The sequence below is a fragment of the Streptomyces sp. NPDC102441 genome, from assembly GCF_044765585.1.
Classification (GTDB): Bacteria; Actinomycetota; Actinomycetes; order Streptomycetales; family Streptomycetaceae; genus Streptomyces.
Window position 1 is genome coordinate 310,514 of the sequence record NZ_JBIWKH010000009.1, and the last position, 17,945, is coordinate 328,458.

21 protein-coding genes and 2 pseudogenes are annotated in these 17,945 nt (G+C 68.6%); 16 read left to right on the forward strand and 7 right to left on the reverse strand.

Annotated features, from left to right (window positions below):
• Nucleotides 1-14 precede the first annotated feature (14 nt).
• Nucleotides 15-1,022 (reverse strand): sporulation protein, encoded by a 1,008-nt coding sequence (locus ACIREO_RS21875; RefSeq protein WP_404112751.1) that lies wholly within the window; start codon nt 1,020-1,022, stop codon nt 15-17.
• Between the two features lie 242 nt (nt 1,023-1,264).
• Complete coding sequence (locus ACIREO_RS21880) at nt 1,265-2,323, reverse strand: LacI family DNA-binding transcriptional regulator (protein WP_404112753.1); 1,059 nt, start codon at nt 2,321-2,323, stop codon at nt 1,265-1,267.
• Nucleotides 2,324-2,439: 116 nt separating this feature from the next.
• On the opposite strand from ACIREO_RS21880, the gene ACIREO_RS21885 reads away from it, so the two are divergent.
• From ACIREO_RS21885 to ACIREO_RS21900, 4 genes and pseudogenes are all read left to right on the forward strand, one after another.
• Entirely contained in the window at nt 2,440-3,291 is an 852-nt protein-coding gene (locus tag ACIREO_RS21885; protein WP_404112755.1) for a phytanoyl-CoA dioxygenase family protein, read from the forward strand.
• Nucleotides 3,292-3,317: 26 nt separating this feature from the next.
• Entirely contained in the window at nt 3,318-3,878 is a 561-nt protein-coding gene (locus tag ACIREO_RS21890) for an MFS transporter (protein ID WP_404112758.1), read from the forward strand.
• Between the two features lie 175 nt (nt 3,879-4,053).
• A pseudogene (locus ACIREO_RS21895) lies at nt 4,054-4,230 on the forward strand (IS3 family transposase); the annotation flags it as partial.
• A 278-nt stretch (nt 4,231-4,508) separates the two neighbouring features.
• Entirely contained in the window at nt 4,509-4,748 is a 240-nt protein-coding gene (locus ACIREO_RS21900) for a hypothetical protein (RefSeq protein ID WP_404112761.1), read from the forward strand.
• 94 nt (nt 4,749-4,842) lie between these two features.
• Here the strand turns inward: ACIREO_RS21900 and ACIREO_RS21905 are convergent, their stop codons facing one another.
• Nucleotides 4,843-5,136 (reverse strand): DUF1330 domain-containing protein, encoded by a 294-nt coding sequence (locus tag ACIREO_RS21905; protein ID WP_404112764.1) that lies wholly within the window; start codon nt 5,134-5,136, stop codon nt 4,843-4,845.
• Between the two features lie 168 nt (nt 5,137-5,304).
• Nucleotides 5,305-5,865, reverse strand: a complete 561-nt coding sequence (locus ACIREO_RS21910; RefSeq protein ID WP_404112767.1) for a carboxymuconolactone decarboxylase family protein — start codon at nt 5,863-5,865, stop codon at nt 5,305-5,307.
• 67 nt (nt 5,866-5,932) lie between these two features.
• Between ACIREO_RS21910 and ACIREO_RS21915 the strand changes: the two genes are divergently transcribed.
• The 3 genes and pseudogenes from ACIREO_RS21915 to ACIREO_RS21925 form a co-directional block, all read left to right on the forward strand.
• Nucleotides 5,933-6,295, forward strand: a complete 363-nt coding sequence (locus ACIREO_RS21915) for a winged helix-turn-helix transcriptional regulator (RefSeq protein WP_404112770.1) — start codon at nt 5,933-5,935, stop codon at nt 6,293-6,295.
• A 110-nt stretch (nt 6,296-6,405) separates the two neighbouring features.
• A complete protein-coding gene (locus ACIREO_RS21920) occupies nt 6,406-7,173 on the forward strand; it encodes a dienelactone hydrolase family protein (RefSeq protein ID WP_404112772.1) in 768 nt (255 codons plus the stop codon).
• A gap of 210 nt (nt 7,174-7,383) precedes the next feature.
• Nucleotides 7,384-7,599, forward strand: a pseudogene (locus ACIREO_RS21925) (SpoIIE family protein phosphatase); the annotation flags it as partial.
• A gap of 8 nt (nt 7,600-7,607) precedes the next feature.
• On the opposite strand, the gene ACIREO_RS21930 reads toward ACIREO_RS21925, so the two are convergent.
• Nucleotides 7,608-8,009 carry an FAD-dependent oxidoreductase gene (locus ACIREO_RS21930; RefSeq protein WP_404112775.1) on the reverse strand — a complete coding sequence of 134 codons (402 nt, stop codon included), beginning with the start codon at nt 8,007-8,009 and terminating at the stop codon, nt 7,608-7,610.
• Entirely contained in the window at nt 7,921-8,739 is an 819-nt protein-coding gene (locus ACIREO_RS21935) for an FAD-dependent monooxygenase (RefSeq protein ID WP_404112777.1), read from the reverse strand. The genes ACIREO_RS21930 and ACIREO_RS21935 overlap by 89 nt, the downstream gene beginning before the upstream one ends.
• A gap of 696 nt (nt 8,740-9,435) precedes the next feature.
• Between ACIREO_RS21935 and ACIREO_RS21940 the strand changes: the two genes are divergently transcribed.
• The 4 genes from ACIREO_RS21940 to ACIREO_RS21955 all read left to right on the forward strand — a co-directional run bounded on the left by ACIREO_RS21940 (nt 9,436) and on the right by ACIREO_RS21955 (nt 13,018).
• On the forward strand, nt 9,436-10,710 hold the full coding sequence (locus ACIREO_RS21940; protein ID WP_404112900.1) for an alpha/beta fold hydrolase: 1,275 nt from the start codon (nt 9,436-9,438) through the stop codon (nt 10,708-10,710).
• 12 nt (nt 10,711-10,722) lie between these two features.
• The gene (locus ACIREO_RS21945; protein ID WP_404112779.1) at nt 10,723-11,370 is read left to right on the forward strand and encodes an MBL fold metallo-hydrolase; all 648 of its coding nucleotides are present in this window, start codon (nt 10,723-10,725) and stop codon (nt 11,368-11,370) included.
• 34 nt (nt 11,371-11,404) lie between these two features.
• Nucleotides 11,405-12,184 carry an exodeoxyribonuclease III gene (locus ACIREO_RS21950; RefSeq protein ID WP_404112782.1) on the forward strand — a complete coding sequence of 260 codons (780 nt, stop codon included), beginning with the start codon at nt 11,405-11,407 and terminating at the stop codon, nt 12,182-12,184.
• Between the two features lie 84 nt (nt 12,185-12,268).
• On the forward strand, nt 12,269-13,018 hold the full coding sequence (locus tag ACIREO_RS21955; RefSeq protein ID WP_404112785.1) for a Clp protease N-terminal domain-containing protein: 750 nt from the start codon (nt 12,269-12,271) through the stop codon (nt 13,016-13,018).
• A gap of 84 nt (nt 13,019-13,102) precedes the next feature.
• Here the strand turns inward: ACIREO_RS21955 and ACIREO_RS21960 are convergent, their stop codons facing one another.
• Nucleotides 13,103-13,882 (reverse strand): SDR family NAD(P)-dependent oxidoreductase, encoded by a 780-nt coding sequence (locus ACIREO_RS21960; RefSeq protein ID WP_404112788.1) that lies wholly within the window; start codon nt 13,880-13,882, stop codon nt 13,103-13,105.
• A gap of 107 nt (nt 13,883-13,989) precedes the next feature.
• Here ACIREO_RS21960 and ACIREO_RS21965 point away from each other — a divergent pair, with 107 nt between their 5' ends.
• From ACIREO_RS21965 to ACIREO_RS21985, 5 genes are all read left to right on the forward strand, one after another.
• Nucleotides 13,990-14,451, forward strand: coding sequence for a DUF6278 family protein (locus ACIREO_RS21965; protein WP_404112791.1), 462 nt, complete (start codon nt 13,990-13,992; stop codon nt 14,449-14,451).
• A gap of 102 nt (nt 14,452-14,553) precedes the next feature.
• Nucleotides 14,554-15,297 (forward strand): amino acid ABC transporter ATP-binding protein, encoded by a 744-nt coding sequence (locus ACIREO_RS21970; RefSeq protein ID WP_404112793.1) that lies wholly within the window; start codon nt 14,554-14,556, stop codon nt 15,295-15,297.
• Between the two features lie 11 nt (nt 15,298-15,308).
• Entirely contained in the window at nt 15,309-16,223 is a 915-nt protein-coding gene (locus ACIREO_RS21975) for a glutamate ABC transporter substrate-binding protein (RefSeq protein WP_404112796.1), read from the forward strand.
• A 16-nt stretch (nt 16,224-16,239) separates the two neighbouring features.
• Nucleotides 16,240-16,884, forward strand: coding sequence for an amino acid ABC transporter permease (locus tag ACIREO_RS21980; RefSeq protein WP_404112799.1), 645 nt, complete (start codon nt 16,240-16,242; stop codon nt 16,882-16,884).
• Entirely contained in the window at nt 16,881-17,753 is an 873-nt protein-coding gene (locus tag ACIREO_RS21985; RefSeq protein WP_404112801.1) for an amino acid ABC transporter permease, read from the forward strand. The genes ACIREO_RS21980 and ACIREO_RS21985 overlap by 4 nt, the downstream gene beginning before the upstream one ends.
• Nucleotides 17,754-17,945 lie beyond the last annotated feature (192 nt).

The following is a 17,945-nucleotide window of genomic DNA, read 5'->3' on the forward strand; positions in this document are numbered from 1 at the left end:
GAAGGCGCCGCGCCTCAGCCCTCGTCGCCCTCTTCATCGTCTCCTTCGAAGAAGTCGCCGACTTCGTCGACGACTTCGGCAGCCACCATCCCGCCGACGACTCCGACCGCCAGGCCCGCCGCGCCGGCGGCGACGACGGTGCCCATCCCGGTTCCGTGCCGGTGGCCACTGTCGTGGTGATGCTCGCCGTGACCGTGGTGGTCGTCCTTGTGTGCGCTGCCGCCGTACACGTCACCGTGGCCGTGCGAAGACCGGTCTTCGACGAGTCGGCGAACCCAACCGTCGACCTCGACGTTCCAGTCGTGCTGCTCGACGGCGTGGTGGCTGACGGTGAAACGTGTGAGCGCATCATGGCCGCCCGAGAAGAAGCCGCCTCGCTTGTCCGCTTCCAGCACGACCTCCATCCCTCCGGGATGGGCCAGAAAGCTCACCTCGATCTCGCTCATGGCGTGTGCGTACTGCGCAGGCGGGGAAAGCTCGATCTCCTGGTAGAAGGGGAGTTGCTGGCCGGTGCCGCCGATCCTGCCGTACTCCAGATCCGCGCCCCTGAAGCCGAATCCGAGCTGTCCCAGGGCTTCCAGGATCGCCTCCTGGGCCGGCAGCGGATGCACCACGAGTGGGTCGAGGTCGCCCTTGTCCTTGGCCCCGGCCACCGCCAGCTCGGTGCGCAACCCCAGCACGACGCCCAGCGGCTGGCCGTGCAACTCGGTCACCGGTGTCTCCCACGGCAGCGTCACCGAGAACGGAACGCTGCGCTGCTCGCCCTCGGCGAGGCAGAAACCCCCGGCCACGGTGAACCGGTCGAAGGCGAGGGTGCCTTCGCTCTCGCCGTCCTCGTGCTCCGCCTCCACCCTGGCCACCAGCTCCAGGGAGATCTGTTCGATGTCGAAGTCACCACTGCCGCCAGAGAGATGAACCTGCCCTGTGAGGTTCTCACCCGGCAGTACCGCACCGGTGTCCAGCACTGTGTCCACCGTAGGGCCGCCCAAGCCGAGCGAGCCGAGCAGTCGTTTGAACACCATCGCGGCGTTCACTCCTTCATGTACATGTGGTTCGTGGACCGAACAGCGACGAGGGGTTGGCCTCGCTCACCGCTCAACGTGCTGCCGCCCTCGCGTCTTCTACACGCATGTAGAAGCATAGAGGCGGGGAAGACCCTTCGGGCGGCAACCCGACGGGCCTGGCAGGATCGGCCGAAAAGAGTCCCAAGAGGTCTCCGGTGTGACAACAGCACAGACGGTGGCGCTGATGGGCAGTGGCCCCGCTACGTAGCGGGGCCGACGCCATGTTGCAGGCGAAAGGGCGGGGGCCGCTCGGTTGTACTGGCACGTATCACCAAGCGGTGCGGAGCCGTGAGGTCCGAGGGAGAAACCTCGTTGTCCGGACTGTAGATCCGGTCCGCCAGGCACTGCAGGGCGAGCTGAGCGATCTGCCGTTTGCCGGGGGAGACTGTAGTCAGCGTCGGGTGGCCGTACCGGCCGTCCTCGATGTCGTCGAACCCGACGACCATGAGGTCCTCCGGGATCCGCACACCCCTCTGGTGCGCCATATGCAGTACCCCGAGGGCGAGTTCGTCGCTGAAGGCGAACACTGCGTCCGGGACCTCGCGATCCCTGTCGAGCAGCTCCGCCAGAGCCAGAGCGCCGTCCTTGCGGTGAAGGGTGTCCACGGTGCGTTCCCATTCCGGCCGGGGACTGATGCCGGCCCGCCGCAGCGCCCTGCGATAGCCCTCGGCGCGCAGGTCGGAGGTCCCGTTGTGCAGGTGTGGCTGCAGCCCGATGGCCGCGATGCGGCGGCGCCCCAGCGTCAGCAGATGAGTGGTGGCCTCATCCGCTGCGTTCACATTGTCGACGGCCACGCGGTCGGCGAAGCCCTGAGGGCTGCGCTCGCCGAGCAGCACGATCGGCAGAGACCTCGCGGTGGACGCCAGTTCCTGAGCGGTCAGCGCCCACGGACTGATGATCAGCCCGTCCATCACGCGTCCGCCGCTGCCGGTCAGCAACCGGCGTTCCGCCTCGGCGTCGCCCAGTGTCTGGTCGATGATCACTGTCCACGAGCGTTTTCGTGCCTCCTCCACGATCAGGCCCGCGAGCTCCGCGAAATAGGGGGAGTGCAGCTCCGGGATGGCCAGCCCGATGATGCCGGTGCGACCGGCCCGCAGGCTGCGCGCGGCGAGGTTGGGCCGGTATCCCAGTTCGTCGATCGCTTCCTGGACCCGTCGGCGGGTGTCCGCCGCGACCCGCGCGGAACCGCTGACCACGTTCGACACGGTGCGAGCCGAGACACCGGCGAGGGCGGCTACATCTTTCAGGCTGCTGGTCACCACGCCATCCTGACATGCGGCCGCCGGCAGGGATCAAGATTGTGGGCCCCAGGGTGTTGCAACGTTGCAATCATCGTTGCAACATGTCTCGGACAGTCTGCTGCAAGGAGGCACGCATGAGCCCGCACGCGCACCCCGGAATCTCCCCGGCCGATCTCGACGTGGATGTGTCCGCAGAGGTCGAGGCCCTGTACTCGCTCGATATCACGGCTCGCAAGGGCGCGTTCGGCCCGGAGTGGGCCGACCGGCTGCGTGAGGACATCGAGTCCGCTTTCCAGGAAGCGCTGACGCGGCCCGGCGGCGCCGTCGGACGCGGTCCGCACCGCTACTACGTGGAGATCCACCCCGAGCAGCTGCGCGGCTTCGTGGAGCTCGTCGACCACCCCTGGGTGCGCTCGGTCTGCGAGGCGGTGCTCGGCCCCGGCTATCGCATAGTGGAGCTCGGCTTCGACGTGCCGCTCGAAGGGGCCGTCAACCAGCCCTGGCACCGGGACTTCCCCCTTCCCGAGGAGACCCGTGCAGAGCGGCGGCTGACCTCCCTGGCCTTCAACGTCACCGCCGTCGACACGGAGGAGGACATGGGCCCCTTCGAGATCGCGCCGGGCACCCAGTGGGACGACAGTCCGGAGTTCGGACACGGCATGTTCCCGCCCCGGCCCCACTACCCGCGCTATGAGGAACGCGCCGTGCGCAAGTACCCTCAGCGCGGTGACATCTCGGCGCGTAGCGCTCTCACCATCCACCGCGGCACGAGGAACGACTCCGCGAAGTCCCGGCCCGTGCTGGTTCTGGGTGTGGACGGTCCTGAGGCCGCCAACGGCGAGCGGCATGACACTGCCGTGACCCGTGCTTACTGGGAGGCGCTGCCCGAGCGCGTCCGGCAGCATCTGGACTGTCCGGTCGTCGACGAGCTGGTGCCTATCACCCAGAAGCACACCATCGAGGGTCTGGTCATGGGCGATGCCTGAGCTAACAGCGCGGCGGGGGCCCGACCGTGTGCCTTCCGACGGGCGCTTCGCCCGCCTCGCGCACCCCTGCCGCCGTCTACGCCGTCTCGGCTGTGTCCGCCCTGGGCGGACTGCTGTTCGGCTATGACACCGGCATCATCTCCGGGGCACTGCTGCATCTGCGGGATGACCTGCGCCTGAACTCCAGCGAGCAGGAGATGGTAGTCAGCGTCATCCTGCTCGGAGCCATGGCCGGGGCACTCGTATCGGGGCGGCTGGCCGCGCGGCACGGGCGGCGCAGGGTCGTCATCGCGGTCGCGGTGGTCTTCGGCCTGGGGGCGGGGGCTGCTGCCGCGGCCCCCGACGTGAACAGCCTCATCGCCGCCCGCTTCGTGCTGGGCCTGGCCGTCGGCGGTGCCTCGAGCATGGTGCCGGTGTACATCGCCGAACTCGCCCCGGCCCGGATCCGCGGACGGCTCATGGTGCTGTTCCAGCTGATGGTCGCCATCGGACAACTCATCGCCTATCTGTGTGGCTGGGCCCTTGCGGACAGCGGCGGTTGGCGCACGATGTTCGCCCTGGCCGTCGTACCCGCCGCAGCCCGGTGATTTGCGGCACACCGGGGGGACCATGCCCGCGCCCCGTTGGGCCATCCCGGAGATCTCCCGACCCGGAGCATTCGACCGTTCCGAGTATGTCCGAGCCGGCCGTCGTGCTTACGTGACGAGCAAACTCGGCGGCGTTCACCTGGTCCACGAATGGGCCCGACGATTGCCGCTCGCCGAGTCGTTCTTCTCGACCATCAAACGCGAACTGCTCGGCACCCCCGCCTGGCCCGGCCGGGCCGCCGCCCGCACCGCGATCTTCGATTTCATCGAGGGCTGGTACAACTTGCACCGACTGCACAGCAGCCTCGGCTACCTCAGCCCCGCCGAGTACGAGACCGCACTCGCAGCCTGACCACCACACCAATGGTGTCCGTCAAAGCGGAACAAGCTCAGTAGACGCCTACACCCTCGACCCGGGCAATGCCTGGTTCAAGGCGTGTGACCCGTCCAAGGCCACACTGGTCTGCACGATGGCCAAGCCGTAGCAAGTAAATGGCTCCGCCCACATCCACGTCGGCATGGGCGTCGAAGGCGACCGCGTCATCGCCGGGCACCTCCACAAAGCCCACATCGGCAGCCACTTCGCCCGCGCCTACGTCATCGCCACCACCTGACCGGCCCCGCGTCAAGGTGCCCGCCCACGTCGTCCCCGGCGCCGCCCTCCCCCGTGGGGGCGTCGCCGGGGACGACCGCTGCCCAGATCCCCGGGAGTGGTGGCGCCGTCTCGGCCCGCCGTTCGGCAACGAGCCCAAGCTCACCGACTCCTTGGGCCGATACGCGACCGAGGCGTACGACTCGAAACCCGACGTCGACTTCACCCCGCTGCGCGAGCAGGACCTGACCGCCGCCGGTCTCGGCCAGGCTGCCTGAGCCGTGAGGGAACTAGCTGGTGACGTCCTTCACGGGAGCGGGCCGGTATACCCCAGAATTCTGCTGCTTCAGAGAAGATCCGACTGGACCTCGGTCAGTCGATGCCTTCGACGATGCGGAAGTCGCGCTCGACGCCGTCGGAGAGGGCGACCAGCGCCTCCTGGTAGGCCGCACTCTCGCGCGCCGCGACGGCCTGCTCGAAGCTGTCGAACTCGATCAGGATGGTGCGCTCGGCGATTCCGGCGTCATACGCCACGACCCGACCGCCACGGGCGAGGATCCGACCGCCCCCGGCCTTGACGGCCGGACCGGCCAGCTTGTTGTAAGCAGCCAGCTTCTCAGGGTCTGAAATGGTGCGGTAGGCGCTGACCCAGTAGCCCTTGGGCATGGAACCTCCAGTGTTGGGATGAGTGCATCTGACTTACGGGTTGGTCTCGGACGAGCGGCGGCGGGCGAGAGCGGGGCTTGTCGGCGTCGTGATCGTCATGGCGCCGATGCCGACCAGCGCTGCGGCGGTGTAAGGGCTGTCCCGCAATGGTGCATGCGCAGGGTGTAGTTACCTCGCCGGGAACCGGGCGCCCCAGGATTCCTCCTCGATGAGCAGCCCGTTGGCCACGTAGCTGATGGTTCGGTACCAGCCGATCAGTACGAGGATTTCGAGGAGCTGAGCGTCCTCGTAGTGCACGCACAGGGCGTCCCAGACGGGCTGCGAGAGCTGGGCCGTGTCGTGCAGTTCGTCGACTGTGTCAAGCAGTGCCGCGTGGTGTGGCGACCATGCGGCAGTGACTGTCGCATGGGTTTCGGTGGTCGCTCGGATCTGTTCCGGGCTGAGTCCGGCCTGCGGTGCGAGGGTCGCGGTGTGCACGCCCCATTCGTAGGCGCAGCCGGCGCGCGCGGTTACGCGAGCGATGACGACTTCGCGGTCGATGGCGGGGAGGTGTCCGTGGCCCAGGAGGCCGGCGCCCAGGGCGAACATGCGTGAGGCCAGTTCCGGATTGCGGTGCAGTACTCGGAACAGGGTAAGTGGCTCGTGCGGCACGTCCGGAGGCATCCACCGACGCAGTGCCTGGTCGACGGAGGCGGGGTAAGGCGGGCTGAGCGGTTCGATGCGCGGCATGTGGCTTCTCCTGCTTCGATTTTCGAATCACTATGATGCTTCGAGAACCGAAGCGCAAGGAGTGGGTATGGGAGCCAGAACACCGCGGCCAGGTATGCCGGTACGAGGGTCCGCGTCGGGTCGTCCCGTCATGGCCGCACTTGATCTACTCGGGCGGCGCTGGACGATGCGCGTCCTGTGGGAACTGAGTCAAGCGCCGGCAGGCTTCCGCGAACTGCAGCGCCGATGCGAGCGCATGTCTTCCAGCGTGCTCAGCACCCGGCTCGACGAGCTGACCGGCGCCGGCCTGCTCACCCTGCGCGAAGACGGCTACCACCTCACCCAGCTCGGTCAGGACCTCGTAGAGGCGCTGAGCCCGCTGGATGCCTGGAGCCGACGATGGGCCAGGGAAACGGGCGCCATCGCGGCAGGAGAATCCGGGCTGAAATGAGCACAGCGTGCCTGGTGTGTTCACGGCGTCGACGCCGTCCTGCCCGCGCTGTTCTGCCAGCCGCAGAACACCGGCCGGACCGGGCCCGACCATCACTACAGTCCAGTCTCATGACGACGATTACGACGCGTACGGTCGAGTATCCGGCCGACGGTCTGACGATGATCGGGCACCTCGCGCTCCCGGCCGGTGTCGATCGCCGGCCCGCGGTGCTGCTCGGACCAGAGGGCATGGGGCTCAGCGACGTCGAGCGCCGCCGGGCCGATGCTCTCGCCGAGCTGGGATATATAGCGCTGGCCTTCGACCTTCATGGCGGGCGCTATCTGGGCGACCCCGAGGAGATGCTGGCCCGTTGCCTGCCGCTGCTCGCTGATCCCGAGCGGATGCGAGGCATCGGCCATGCGGCGCTCGATGTGTTGTGCACCGAACCGCGGACCGACCCCGACCGGATCGCCGCTGTCGGCTACGGCACGGGGGGTGCCGTCGGGCTGGAACTCGGGCGCGGCGGCGTCAGCCTGCGCGCGATCGGGACAGTCAACGCACTGACCACGGGCCGACCGGGCGAGGCGGCGCACATTCGTTGCCCGGTGTGGGCCGGGGTCGGGTCGGAAGACCCGATCATGCCGCCCGCGCAACGGAACGCGTTCACCGCTGAGATGCAGGCCGCGGGCGTCGACTGGCGCCTCACGGTCTACGGCGGCGCCTTGCACGCCTTCCACCACCCGCCGGTCGGCCACCCCGTGGTTCCCGGCGTCGGCTACCACCCACGGCACGCGCAGCGGGCCTGGCGCGACGTCGTCGACCTGCTCGCCGAGTGCCTGCCAGTGACGGAGGATCTGGCGCATGACCCAGGTAAGCATGCTGACCCCGGGCACTGAGCCTTTTGCATCTTGATCAGGCGGTGAGTCCGAGGGCGACGACGGCTCGGGCGACGCCTGTGATTCGGGTCCTGCCGCAGCGGAGCTTCCGCAGGAGCCGCCAGGACTTGAGGATCGCCATGGCGCCTTCGCCGAGGCTGCGGATCTTCGTGTGGTCCCGGTTGTGACGCCGGCGCCAGCCGCGCAGGTCCTTGCCCCGGAACGGGACGCGAACAGCAGGAGCAGCGGCTCGGCAGCGACCGCATGGCGACCTGCCTGTACGCGGTGTACGACCCCGTCGCCCACCACATCACCATCGCCAACGCCGGCCACCCGCCGCCCATGCTGCTCCACCTGGGCGGCCGGGCCGAGGTGCTGGTTGTCAACTGCTGCCGAAACTTTCCGAATAGCGCCGTCGCCGACGGTGGCCGGGAACGGCCAGCGATCAGCGGGGTCTACCGCTGCCGCCCTGTCTGCCGGGCGTTGGCCACGATCGAGAATGCGCAGTCGGTCATGCGGTTCTCGTACGAGCTGACCGCATTCATCAGTGGCTCACCCGTACCGGCCGCGTAGGAGAGGGCGCGAGTGAGTTCACCGGCGTCACGAACGGCGGTATCGGCGCCCATCGCCAGGGCCGGGCTCATCGCATGGATCGCGTCGCCGATCAGCGTGACCGGGCCGGACTCCCAGACCGGCACGGGAGCAGCGGTGGAGATCCGCAGGGGGAACAGGGAATCGGTGTCCCACAATCCCAGCAGCCGGTGGACATCATCGTGCCAGTCGTCGCCGAGCACTCCCAGGGCGACGTCGCGTAGTGCTGCGGGGGCGAGGTCGCGCAGCTCCTCGAAGGTGGGCATCGCCGGATGGTCGGCGGGGGCGCCGACCATACATGCGACATAGTCGGCGACCGGGGACAGTGCCACAGGCGGGGTGTGGGTCGCCGGTGACCACGGTGAAGATGCTGTCGAAGACCCAGTCGGGGATGCCTGCTCGTGTGCTTCCCTCAAGTGGGATCTTGCCGTAGACCAGCCGCAGGCCAGCGTCCTCGACCCGGGCGTCAGGCAGCAGGGTCCGGCGGCCAGCTGAGTTGACGCCGTCCGCGCCGACCAGGAGGTCGGCGCTCACGGTGCGCCTGTCGGCGAAGCGTGCCGTGACCGTCCCGTCCGCCTCGTGCTGGTAGGCCACCAACCGCGCACCGTAGTGCACGTGGTCGCGTAGCCCGGAGAGCATGACCTGACGCAGAGTCGGGCGATTGAATGCGCGAGGGCCCGGAGCGTCCCCTGCGCCGGAGCTGCTGAGCGCGGCCTTGTCCGCCAGAACGTCCAGGTGGCGGCTGCGGACCGACACCCGCGCCGGCGGTGCGCCTGCGGTTCCCAGGCAGAGCTGGAACAGCGGGACGGGAAGGCAGTATTCCAGTCCGGTCAGACCGGGTTCGTCGAGCTGGATGCGGTACCCCTGAGGGTGCGCGCCCGAGTGGACATCGCGTTCGTAGACGGCTACATCAATGCCTTGCGAGCGCAGACCGTGGGCCAGTGCCAGCCCGCCCAAGCCGGCGCCCACAATGATCACACGATACGGAGTACGCACAGTTCTCTACCTTCGTTCATGATGACGAAGGAAGCACCGGCGTTCCCGAGGAAGGAACCAACACCGCACGGGGCGCCGCTCAGAAGCACCATTCGTGAGCGTTTTTTTCGCGCATTCCATCTAGCGTTGCTCACGCTAGCACGCAGCCCAGCCCAGCCCCGGGCCTGCTCGCTGTGGAGCGTACGGCCCTCGCGGTGCTGGACCTGCGGCGGCAGCATAACGGGGCAAAGAGGAAGTCCAGACCTCGGCGGGAGGCCGGCCTGGACAGACGGCGCGGGTACCGCCCACGCCTGGCCGCCCTCCTCCATCACCGGCTCACCCCGCCCCAGGTTGCGGTCGCGGCCCTGTTCGAGGCCCGCCCGAGACGATCAACAGGCGCATCCGCGACATCCGACAGCCCTGGAAGGAGCCGGAGATCTGCGAGCCCTGGCTACGTGGCATTGCAGCAAACCCGGGGCGGTTCACTGCGACGCGCGTGCCTCGTGCTTTACCTGCCTGGCCAACAACGGGGTGCCGGATCACCTCCTGGCACGATGGGCTGGGCACACCGACGTGAAGACCACCAAGCGCTGGTACGTGAAGCCAGACGTAGAGGATCTTCGTGGAGCCGCTACGACATGGGGCGGTCTGCACAGTGCTCAGGAGGGCGGTGTGTGAGATGGCTGTGAGACGTGGGAGCGTGTGAGCGTGAGCGAGATGGACAACAAGACGATGAAGTTCCAGGTGGATGGGCCAGAGGACGCACCCGTGCTGGTGCTGGGACCCTCACTCGGTACCACATGGCACATGTGGGACCGGCAGATACCCGAGCTCTCCAAGCACTGGAGGATCTTCCGCTACGACCTGCCGGGGCACGGCGGGGCCCCCGCGCACCCCGCCGCAGCGGTCACCGACCTCGCCGACCGCCTCCTCGCCACACTGGACAGCGTGGGCGTCCAGCGCTTCGGATACGCCGGCTGCTCCATCGGCGGCGCCGTCGGTGCCGACCTGGCGCTGCGCCACCCCCACCGGGTCGCCGCCCTGGCGCTGGTCGCCGCGTCACCGCGCTTCGGCACCGCCGACGAATTCCGGCAGCGCGGGGTGATCGTCCGCAGCAACGGCCTGGAGCCGATCGCCCGCACCTCCCCGGAGCGCTGGTTCACCCCCGGCTTCGCCGCCGCACAGCCCGCCATCGTCGAGTGGGCGGTACAGATGGTCCGTACCACCGACCCCGGCTGTTACATCGCCTCCTGCGAGGCCCTGGCCGCCTTCGACATCCGTACGGAGCTTCCCCGTATCGGAGTGCCGACGCTCGTCCTGGTCGGCGCGGAGGACAAGGTCACCGGCCCCGCCGAGGCCCGGACCCTGGTCGCCGGCATCCCGGACGCCCGGCTCGCCCTCGTCCCCGGCGCCTCCCACCTGGCCCCGGTCGAGCAGCCGGCGGCCGTCACCGATCTGCTGCTCATGCATTTCTCGACCGCCTGGCAGGACACCCAGGCCTCGATCCCCGTCCCGCCGTCACCGGGTTTCGCCGCCCCGTTCGCCCCGGTCGTACCCATGGCGGAGATCACCGCCGCGACCGTCCTGCCCGATGCTTCCCCCACGGGCCGCAGCGACCGGTTCGAACGGGGGATGAAGGTCCGGCGCGAGGTTCTGGGCGATGCCCACGTGGACGCCGCGAAGGCCGCCTCCGACGACTTCACCGAGGACTTCCAGGAGCTCCTCACCCGCTACGCCTGGGGCGAGATCTGGAGCAGGGAGGGCCTCGACCGCAAGGCCCGTAGCTGTGTGTCCCTCACCGCTGTCGTCGCGTCCGGACACCTGGGCGGGCTCGCGCAGCACGTCAGGGCTGCTCTGCGCAACGGGCTCACACCCGTCGAGATCAAGGAGGTGCTGCTCCAGACGGCCGTCTACTGCGGCATCCCGGCGGCAGGCGCGGCGTTCGAGATCGCGCAATCCGTGATCCAGGAGGAAACCACCCCGCCCGCGTAGCAGGATGGTGGCATGAACGATTCGTCTCTCACCCTTACCAAGAAGATCCACTCCTGCGTCCGCCTGGAGCGGAACGGCCGGACGCTCGTCATCGACCCCGGCGGGTTCGCCGAGGACGACGCGGCTCTGGGTGCCGACGCGATCCTGGTGACGCACGAACACCCGGACCACTTCAACGAGGAGCGGCTGCGCGCGGCGTTGGAGTCCAACCCCGCCGCGCAGGTGTGGACCCTGCGCAGTGTGGCGGAGCAGGTGTCAGCCGCGTTCCCGGGGCGCGTGCACACGGTCGGTCACGGCGACACGTTCACCGCGGCGGGGCTCGACGTACAGGTGCACGGAGAGCTGCACGCGGTGATCCACCCGGACATCCCGAGGATCACCAACATCGGTTTCCTCGTGGACGGTTCGGTTTTCCACCCGGGTGACGCCTTCACGGTGCCCGACCACCAGGTGGACACGCTGATGCTGCCGGTCATGGCTCCCTGGAGCAAGATCTCGGAGGTCATCGACTACGTGCGCGAGGTCAAGCCGCGCCGGGCGATCGACATCCACGACGCCCTGCTCACCGACCTCGCCCGGCCGATCTACGACATGCAGATCGGCGCCCTGGGAGGGGCGGACCACGGCCGGCTGACCCCGGGCGACGCGACCCTTCTCTGACCCGGCTGTCAGTGGCAGCGGTTAGGTTTGCTGCATGCGCATCGCCACGTGGAACGTCAATTCGATCACCGCCCGGCTCCCGAGGCTGCTGGCCTGGCTGGAGAGCAGCGGCACCGACGTGCTCTGTCTCCAGGAGACCAAATGCACGCTGGAGCAGTTCCCCGCCGAAGCGCTGCGCGAGGCGGGTTACGAGTCCGCGGTCAACGCCACAGGCAGGTGGAACGGCGTCGCGCTGCTCTCGCGCGTCGGCCTCGCGGACGTCGTGACGGGCCTTCCCGACGGCCCGGACTACGAGGGCGTGCAGGAACCGAGAGCGGTCTCGGCGACCTGTGGCCCCGCCCGCGTCTGGTCCGTCTACGTCCCCAACGGCCGCGAGGTCGCCCACGACCACTACGCCTACAAGCTGCGCTGGCTGGAGGCCCTGCGGAAGGCCGTCGCGGCGGACGCGGCGGGGGCGCTGCCGTTCGCGGTCCTCGGTGACTACAACATCGCCCCGACGGACGACGACGTCTGGGATCCGGCGCTCTTCGTGGACGCCACACACGTCACCCCCGCCGAGCGGGCGGCGCTCGCCGCACTGCGCGAGGAGGGGCTCTCCGACGTGGTGCCGCGCCCCCTGAAGTACGACCACCCGTACACCTACTGGGACTACCGTCAGCTCGGCTTCCCGAAGAACAAGGGCATGCGCATCGACCTCGTCTACGGCAACGCCCCCTTCGCGTCGGCGGTCAAGGACAGCTATGTCGACCGCGAGGAGCGCAAGGGGAAGGGCGCCTCCGACCACGCCCCGGTGGTAGTGGACCTCGACGTCTGAGGCTCAGGCTCCGGCGAGGGGGGCGCCGCTTCCAGGCGTCAACCTTGGGTTGACATGCGTGAGGTGTCAACCTAGGGTTGCCTCATGACGAAGCCGCTGCGCGCCAATCCGCCGATCCGCCTCGACGAGCTGATCGACGCGATCAAGGAGACCCATACCGACACGCTGGAACAGCTCTCCGGGGCCGTGGTCGCCGCGGATCACCTGGGCGAGATCGCCGACCACCTCATCGGCCACTTCGTGGACCAGGCGCGCCGCTCCGGCGCCTCATGGACGGACATCGGCCGGAGCATGGGGGTCACCCGGCAGGCAGCCCAGAAGAGGTTCGTCCCCAAGAAGCCCGGCGAGGCCTCGGAGCTTGATCCGAGCCAGGGCTTCGGCCAGTTCGACCAGCAGGCCAGGAACGCCGTCATGGGTGCGAACAACGAGGCCCACGCCGCCCGCAACGACCAGGTGGGGGTGGAGCACCTGATCCTCGGCCTCCTGGTCGAGCCGGACTCCCTCGGCGCTCAGGTGATCGCCGGGCAGGGCGTCCCGCTGGAGGCGGTCCGGGAAGCGGCGTCACTCGTCCTGCCGGCCGCGGCCGACGAGGTCCCCGAGCTGATCCCGTACGACGCCGGGGCCCGCAAGGTCCTGGAACTCACCTTCCGGGAGGCGCTGCGCCTCGGCCACGACTTCATCGGGACCGGGCACATCGTGCTGGCGCTGCTGGAGTTCGAGGGGGGCGCGGGCGTGCTCACGGGGCTGGGGGTCGACAAGGACGTGGCATCGTCCGACGTCGCCGCGGCGGTCGCCGCCGAAACAGAGGAGCCAACTCCGGGTGACCGGAGCTGAAGTGACCGTCCAGCGTTCGGTCCCGGGCGCTGCGCGCAGTGGATGCCGCCCTTCGCCGGGGCGGCATCCCGCGTCAGGGCCGCCTCAGTGGACCGAGAAACCGCCGTCGACGAACAGTGACTGTCCGGTGACATAGGAGGAGGCCGCGCTCGCCAGGAACACCGCGGCGCCCGCGAAGTCCTCGGCCAGCCCGTTGCGTCCCACCATCGTGCGAGCGGCCAGCGCCTCCACCCGCTCCGGGTCGGACGACAGCCGCTCGTTGAGCGGCGTCATGACGAACCCGGGCACCAGCGTGTTGCAGGTGACTCCGTACGGCGACCAGGCCTCGGCCTGTGAGCGGGCCAGTGACTCCAGCGCACCCTTGGAGACTCCGTACGCGCCGCTGTGCACGAACGCCCGGTGTGCCTGCTGGGACGTGATGTGGATGATCCGGCCGAAGCCGCGCTCCGCCATACCGGGGCCGAACCGGTGGCCCAGCAGGTAGGGCGCCTTGAGGTTCACCGTCATCGTGGTGTCCCAGACGTCCTCGTCGAGCTCGCTCATCGGCGGCCGCAGGTTGACGCCCGCGCAGTTGACGAGGATGTCGGGCTCACCGAACGCGGCCGCCGCGCCCTCACCGGCCGTACGCACTCCGTCGGCGGACCCGAGGTCGGCGCTCACCCAGGCCGCCCGGCAGCCGTCGGCGTCGAGTTCGCCGACGGTCCGCCTCAGTTCCGCCTCCCTGCGTGCCACCACCACGACGCTCGCACCGGCGTGCGCGAGCGCCCCCGTGATGGCCCGGCCGATGCCGGAGCTGCCGCCGGTCACCACGGCGACCCGGCCTTCCAGGGAGAAGAGTTCGGAGAGATAGTTCTGCGACGTCATCCCCGTACCTTAAGGAGGTGGCCGGATCATGTACGGGGTGGGTACCGGAACCGGTACAGTCGCGCGCCCTGCGGTGCGGAGGCTGTCCGGGGTGGGACCCTGGTGGTATGAACATCCCTTTCCTGGACAACTGGCGGAAGCGCCAAGGCGGTACGCGGGAGGCGGCTCTCGCTGCCGCCGTCGAGACCGATCCGGACGGCGTGGCCGAGCTGTTCGCGGAATGCGAGCTGCTGCGCGCCCGAGCAGGGCAGTGCGGCCTCGAACTCGATGACAGCCCCGCCTCGTTGTCCGCGCTCGACCAGTTGCCGCCCATCTGGCGGGACGACCCGGAGGAGCTGCCCTGGGTGGGCAACGACGCCGGCCTCTACCTCGGCACCGTGCTGGTGCGTACGGTCCCCGGGGCCGCCTGGGACATCCTGGCGGGCGGGAAGCCCGTGGTGAGGCTGAGCTCCGGCCGCGAGATCGATGTGGTCGCCGCGGGTCTGGACTGGGCGATGTCCGGCAGCCCCGAGCTCTCCGAGATGTACGCGGAGACATCGGAGAGCGGCCCGGAGGTCAAAACGCGATAAACAGCCTTATGCCCCACCGGTGCGTGTCGGCCCCGAAGTGCGCGTCCACCCCGGATAGTTTGCGCTGACCTCGACACAAGCGATAAGTGGGTAGGGCAGCGTATGGCCGTCGATCCTTTGATCGAGCTGCGGGACGTCAACAAGTACTTCGGGAAGTTGCACGTACTGCAGGACATCAATCTCACCGTCGGCCGAGGGGAGGTGGTGGTGGTCATCGGCCCCTCCGGATCGGGTAAATCCACGCTCTGCCGGACCATCAACCGGCTTGAGACGATCGAGTCCGGCCACATCGCCATCGACGGGAAGCCGCTCCCCGCGGAGGGGAAGGGGCTCGCGGAGCTCCGGGCCGAAGTGGGCATGGTCTTCCAGTCGTTCAACCTGTTCGCGCACAAGACCGTGCTGGCGAACGTCTCGCTCGCCCAGCTCAAGGTCCGGAAGCGTAAGAAGGACGAGGCCGACCAGCGCTCCCGGGAACTTCTGGAGCGGGTCGGGCTGGCCTCGCAGGCGGACAAGTTTCCCGCCCAGCTCTCAGGCGGCCAGCAGCAGCGCGTCGCCATCGCCCGCGCCCTCGCCATGGACCCGAAGGCTCTTCTCTTCGACGAGCCCACCTCCGCGCTGGACCCGGAGATGATCAACGAGGTCCTGGAGGTCATGCAGCAGCTCGCCCGCGAGGGCATGACCATGGTGGTCGTCACCCACGAGATGGGCTTCGCCCGGTCCGCCGCCAACCGCGTGGTCTTCATGTCCGACGGACGCATCATCGAGGACCGCACGCCGGAGGACTTCTTCACCTCCCCGGAGAGCGACCGCGCCAAGGACTTCCTGTCCAAGATCCTCAAGCACTGACAGGGGGCACCGTGTTGCGTACGAGGAACATCGCGGCCGTGCTGGCCTGCCTTCTGATCGTCGCGCTCTCCGCGGGCTGCGGCAGGGAGGGCAGCCCGCCGGTCAAGGGGCCGAAGGCGGAGGCACTGCCGCAGTACAAGGTCGACGCCGGTTTCCAGCTGCCCGGATCGAAGACCTGGAAGAAGGCCAAGAAGCGTGGATATCTCGTGGTCGGCGCCAAGGAGGACCAGCCCTACCTCGGTGAGAAGGACCCGGCGGCCGGGATCTACTCGGGCTTCGACATCGAGATCGCCCGCATGATGGCGGCCTCCCTCGGCTTCGACCCGGACACGATCCGCTTCCGGACCATCGCCTCCGCCAACAGGGAGACGGCACTCCAGAACGGGCAGATCGACTACTACGTCGGCACCTACACGATCAACGACATGCGCAAGAAGCTCGTCGGATTCGCCGGGCCGTACTACATGGCAGGACAGGGGCTGCTGGTGCGCACGGACGAGGACGACATCCACGGGCCGCAGGACCTGGCGGGCAAGACCGTCTGCTCGGCGGCCGGGTCCACCCCGTACCAGCGCATCGCCGCCGACTACCCCAAGGCGAAACTCGTCGCCTACGACACCTACTCGATCTGTGTCGACAACCTGCTGACCTTCCAGGTCGACGCCGTCACCACGGACGACGCCATCCTGCTGGGCTTCGCGGCGAAGGCACCGGACGAGATGAAGGTCGTCGGCAAGCCCTTCTCCGAGGAGCCGTACGGCATCGGCGTCCCGCGCGCCGACAACGCGCTGCGCGCCGCGCTCAACGACGCGCTGGAGGCCAACGAGAAGAACGGCAACTGGAAGAAGGCGTTCGAGGCGACTCTGGGCCTGTCCGGGGTACCCGCGCCGAAACCGCCGCCCATCGACCGCTACCCGTCGAACTGAGGGGCCGGCCAACATCATGGACGTACTGACAGACAACTGGTCGCTCTACGGCAAGGGTTTCCTCGGCACCGTCGAACTCACCGTCTACGCCTCGGTCCTGGCCTTGGTGCTCGGCTTCGTCATGGCGTCGTTCCGGGTCGCGCCCGTCGGCTCGCTCCGGGTGATCGGCACCGTCTGGGTCGCGGTGCTCCGCAACACCCCGCTGACGCTGCTCTTCTTCGCGGTGCTGCTCGGCCTGCCGCGCTTCGGCCTGGTTCTGCCCTTCCAGGTCTTCGCGGTCCTGGCGCTCGGCTGCTACACCTCGGCCTTCATCTGCGAGGCGCTGCGCTCCGGCATCAACACCGTGCCCACGGGGCAGGGCGAAGCGGCCCGGAGCCTGGGGATGTCCTTCGGCCAGACGCTGGGCAACGTGGTGCTGCCACAGGCCTTCCGGTCGGTGATCCCACCGGTGGGATCGACGCTCATCGCCCTTGCCAAGAACTCCGCCATCGCCGGGGCCTTCAGCGTCACTGAACTGCTGGGCACCTACAAGACCCTCAACGAACTGGGCTACAGCATCGTGTGGTCCTTCGTCTGGATCGCTGTCGGATACCTGATCATCACCCTCGCCATCAGTGCGGTCTTCAACGTGTTGGAGAAGCGCTGGGGAGTCGCCCGATGACCCACTCAACCGCCTCCGCCACCGCGCTCTACGACATCCCGGGGCCCGTCACCCGCAAGCGGCACTTCCTGTACGGAGTCCTGTCGACGGCCGTGATCCTCGCGCTGTTCGGCTGGATCCTCTATCTGCTCTTCGACACCGACCAGTTCACCGGTGAGAAGTGGTCGCCCTTCACCTACAAGGGCATTCAGGAGCTGCTGCTGCGCGGCCTGGGCAACACACTGAAGGCCTTCGCCTACGCGGCGGTCCTCTCCCTCGCGCTCGGGGCCGTACTCGCCGTGGGCCGGCTCTCCGACCACAGACCGGTGCGCTGGATCTCGACGCTGCTGGTCGAGTTCTTCCGGGCCATGCCCGTGCTGGTCATGATCTTCTTCATCTTCGTCGCACTCAAGGTCCAGCCGCTGCCCGCACTGGTGGCCGGGCTGACCCTCTACAACGGGTCCGTGCTCGCGGAGGTCTTCCGGACCGGGATCAACTCCGTGGACCGGGGGCAGCGGGAGGCGGCGTACGCGCTGGGCATGCGCAAGACCCAGGTCACCGTCCACTGCCTGGCTCCGCAGGCCATCCGTGCGATGCTGCCCACCATCATCAGCCAGCTGGTGGTGGCGCTCAAGGACACCTCGCTGGGCTATCTGATCACCTACGAGGAGTTCCTCCACGCGGGCAAGCTGATCGCGTCGAACCTCGACTACGATCTGCCGTTCATCCCCGTGGTCATGGTGATCTCGCCCATCTACATCGGCATGTGCATGCTGCTCTCCTGGTTCGCCACCTGGGTGGCCAGACGGCAGCGGCGCAACCCGAAGACGGAGGGGACGGGCGTCGCCTCCGCCGAACCCGGAACGGTCCTGCCGGGCCGCCGGCAGTAGCCCTGGCTCCGCCCGGCAGCAGCCGGTGATCACTCCTCGCACCCGGAACCGGTACGCGACCCGTGTCCGTGCCCGGCGGGGGAGAAGGTCAGCTGCGTGCCGGCGAGGTCGCTGCCGATGCGGCGAGGACCTCTGTGGCCGGCCTGGACGCCGTGGGCGTGGAGCGCGGCTCCACGCCCACGGGGGAACGGC

What these genes read in the sequence shown, in the direction of transcription:
- ACIREO_RS21980 (WP_404112799.1), top strand. Translation starts at nt 16,240, where the DNA reads ATGGACGTACTGACAGACAACTGGTCGCTCTACGGCAAGGGTTTCCTC.
- ACIREO_RS21960 (WP_404112788.1), bottom strand. Translation starts at nt 13,882, where the DNA reads ATGACGTCGCAGAACTATCTCTCCGAACTCTTCTCCCTGGAAGGCCGG.
- ACIREO_RS21915 (WP_404112770.1), top strand. Translation starts at nt 5,933, where the DNA reads ATGGGAGCCAGAACACCGCGGCCAGGTATGCCGGTACGAGGGTCCGCG.
- ACIREO_RS21930 (WP_404112775.1), bottom strand. Translation starts at nt 8,009, where the DNA reads ATGCCCACCTTCGAGGAGCTGCGCGACCTCGCCCCCGCAGCACTACGC.
- ACIREO_RS21905 (WP_404112764.1), bottom strand. Translation starts at nt 5,136, where the DNA reads ATGCCCAAGGGCTACTGGGTCAGCGCCTACCGCACCATTTCAGACCCT.
- ACIREO_RS21965 (WP_404112791.1), top strand. Translation starts at nt 13,990, where the DNA reads ATGAACATCCCTTTCCTGGACAACTGGCGGAAGCGCCAAGGCGGTACG.
- ACIREO_RS21920 (WP_404112772.1), top strand. Translation starts at nt 6,406, where the DNA reads ATGACGACGATTACGACGCGTACGGTCGAGTATCCGGCCGACGGTCTG.
- ACIREO_RS21875 (WP_404112751.1), bottom strand. Translation starts at nt 1,022, where the DNA reads ATGGTGTTCAAACGACTGCTCGGCTCGCTCGGCTTGGGCGGCCCTACG.
- ACIREO_RS21945 (WP_404112779.1), top strand. Translation starts at nt 10,723, where the DNA reads ATGAACGATTCGTCTCTCACCCTTACCAAGAAGATCCACTCCTGCGTC.
- ACIREO_RS21910 (WP_404112767.1), bottom strand. Translation starts at nt 5,865, where the DNA reads ATGCCGCGCATCGAACCGCTCAGCCCGCCTTACCCCGCCTCCGTCGAC.
- ACIREO_RS21940 (WP_404112900.1), top strand. Translation starts at nt 9,436, where the DNA reads ATGGACAACAAGACGATGAAGTTCCAGGTGGATGGGCCAGAGGACGCA.
- ACIREO_RS21955 (WP_404112785.1), top strand. Translation starts at nt 12,269, where the DNA reads ATGACGAAGCCGCTGCGCGCCAATCCGCCGATCCGCCTCGACGAGCTG.
- ACIREO_RS21885 (WP_404112755.1), top strand. Translation starts at nt 2,440, where the DNA reads ATGAGCCCGCACGCGCACCCCGGAATCTCCCCGGCCGATCTCGACGTG.
- ACIREO_RS21985 (WP_404112801.1), top strand. Translation starts at nt 16,881, where the DNA reads ATGACCCACTCAACCGCCTCCGCCACCGCGCTCTACGACATCCCGGGG.
- ACIREO_RS21970 (WP_404112793.1), top strand. Translation starts at nt 14,554, where the DNA reads ATGGCCGTCGATCCTTTGATCGAGCTGCGGGACGTCAACAAGTACTTC.
- ACIREO_RS21950 (WP_404112782.1), top strand. Translation starts at nt 11,405, where the DNA reads ATGCGCATCGCCACGTGGAACGTCAATTCGATCACCGCCCGGCTCCCG.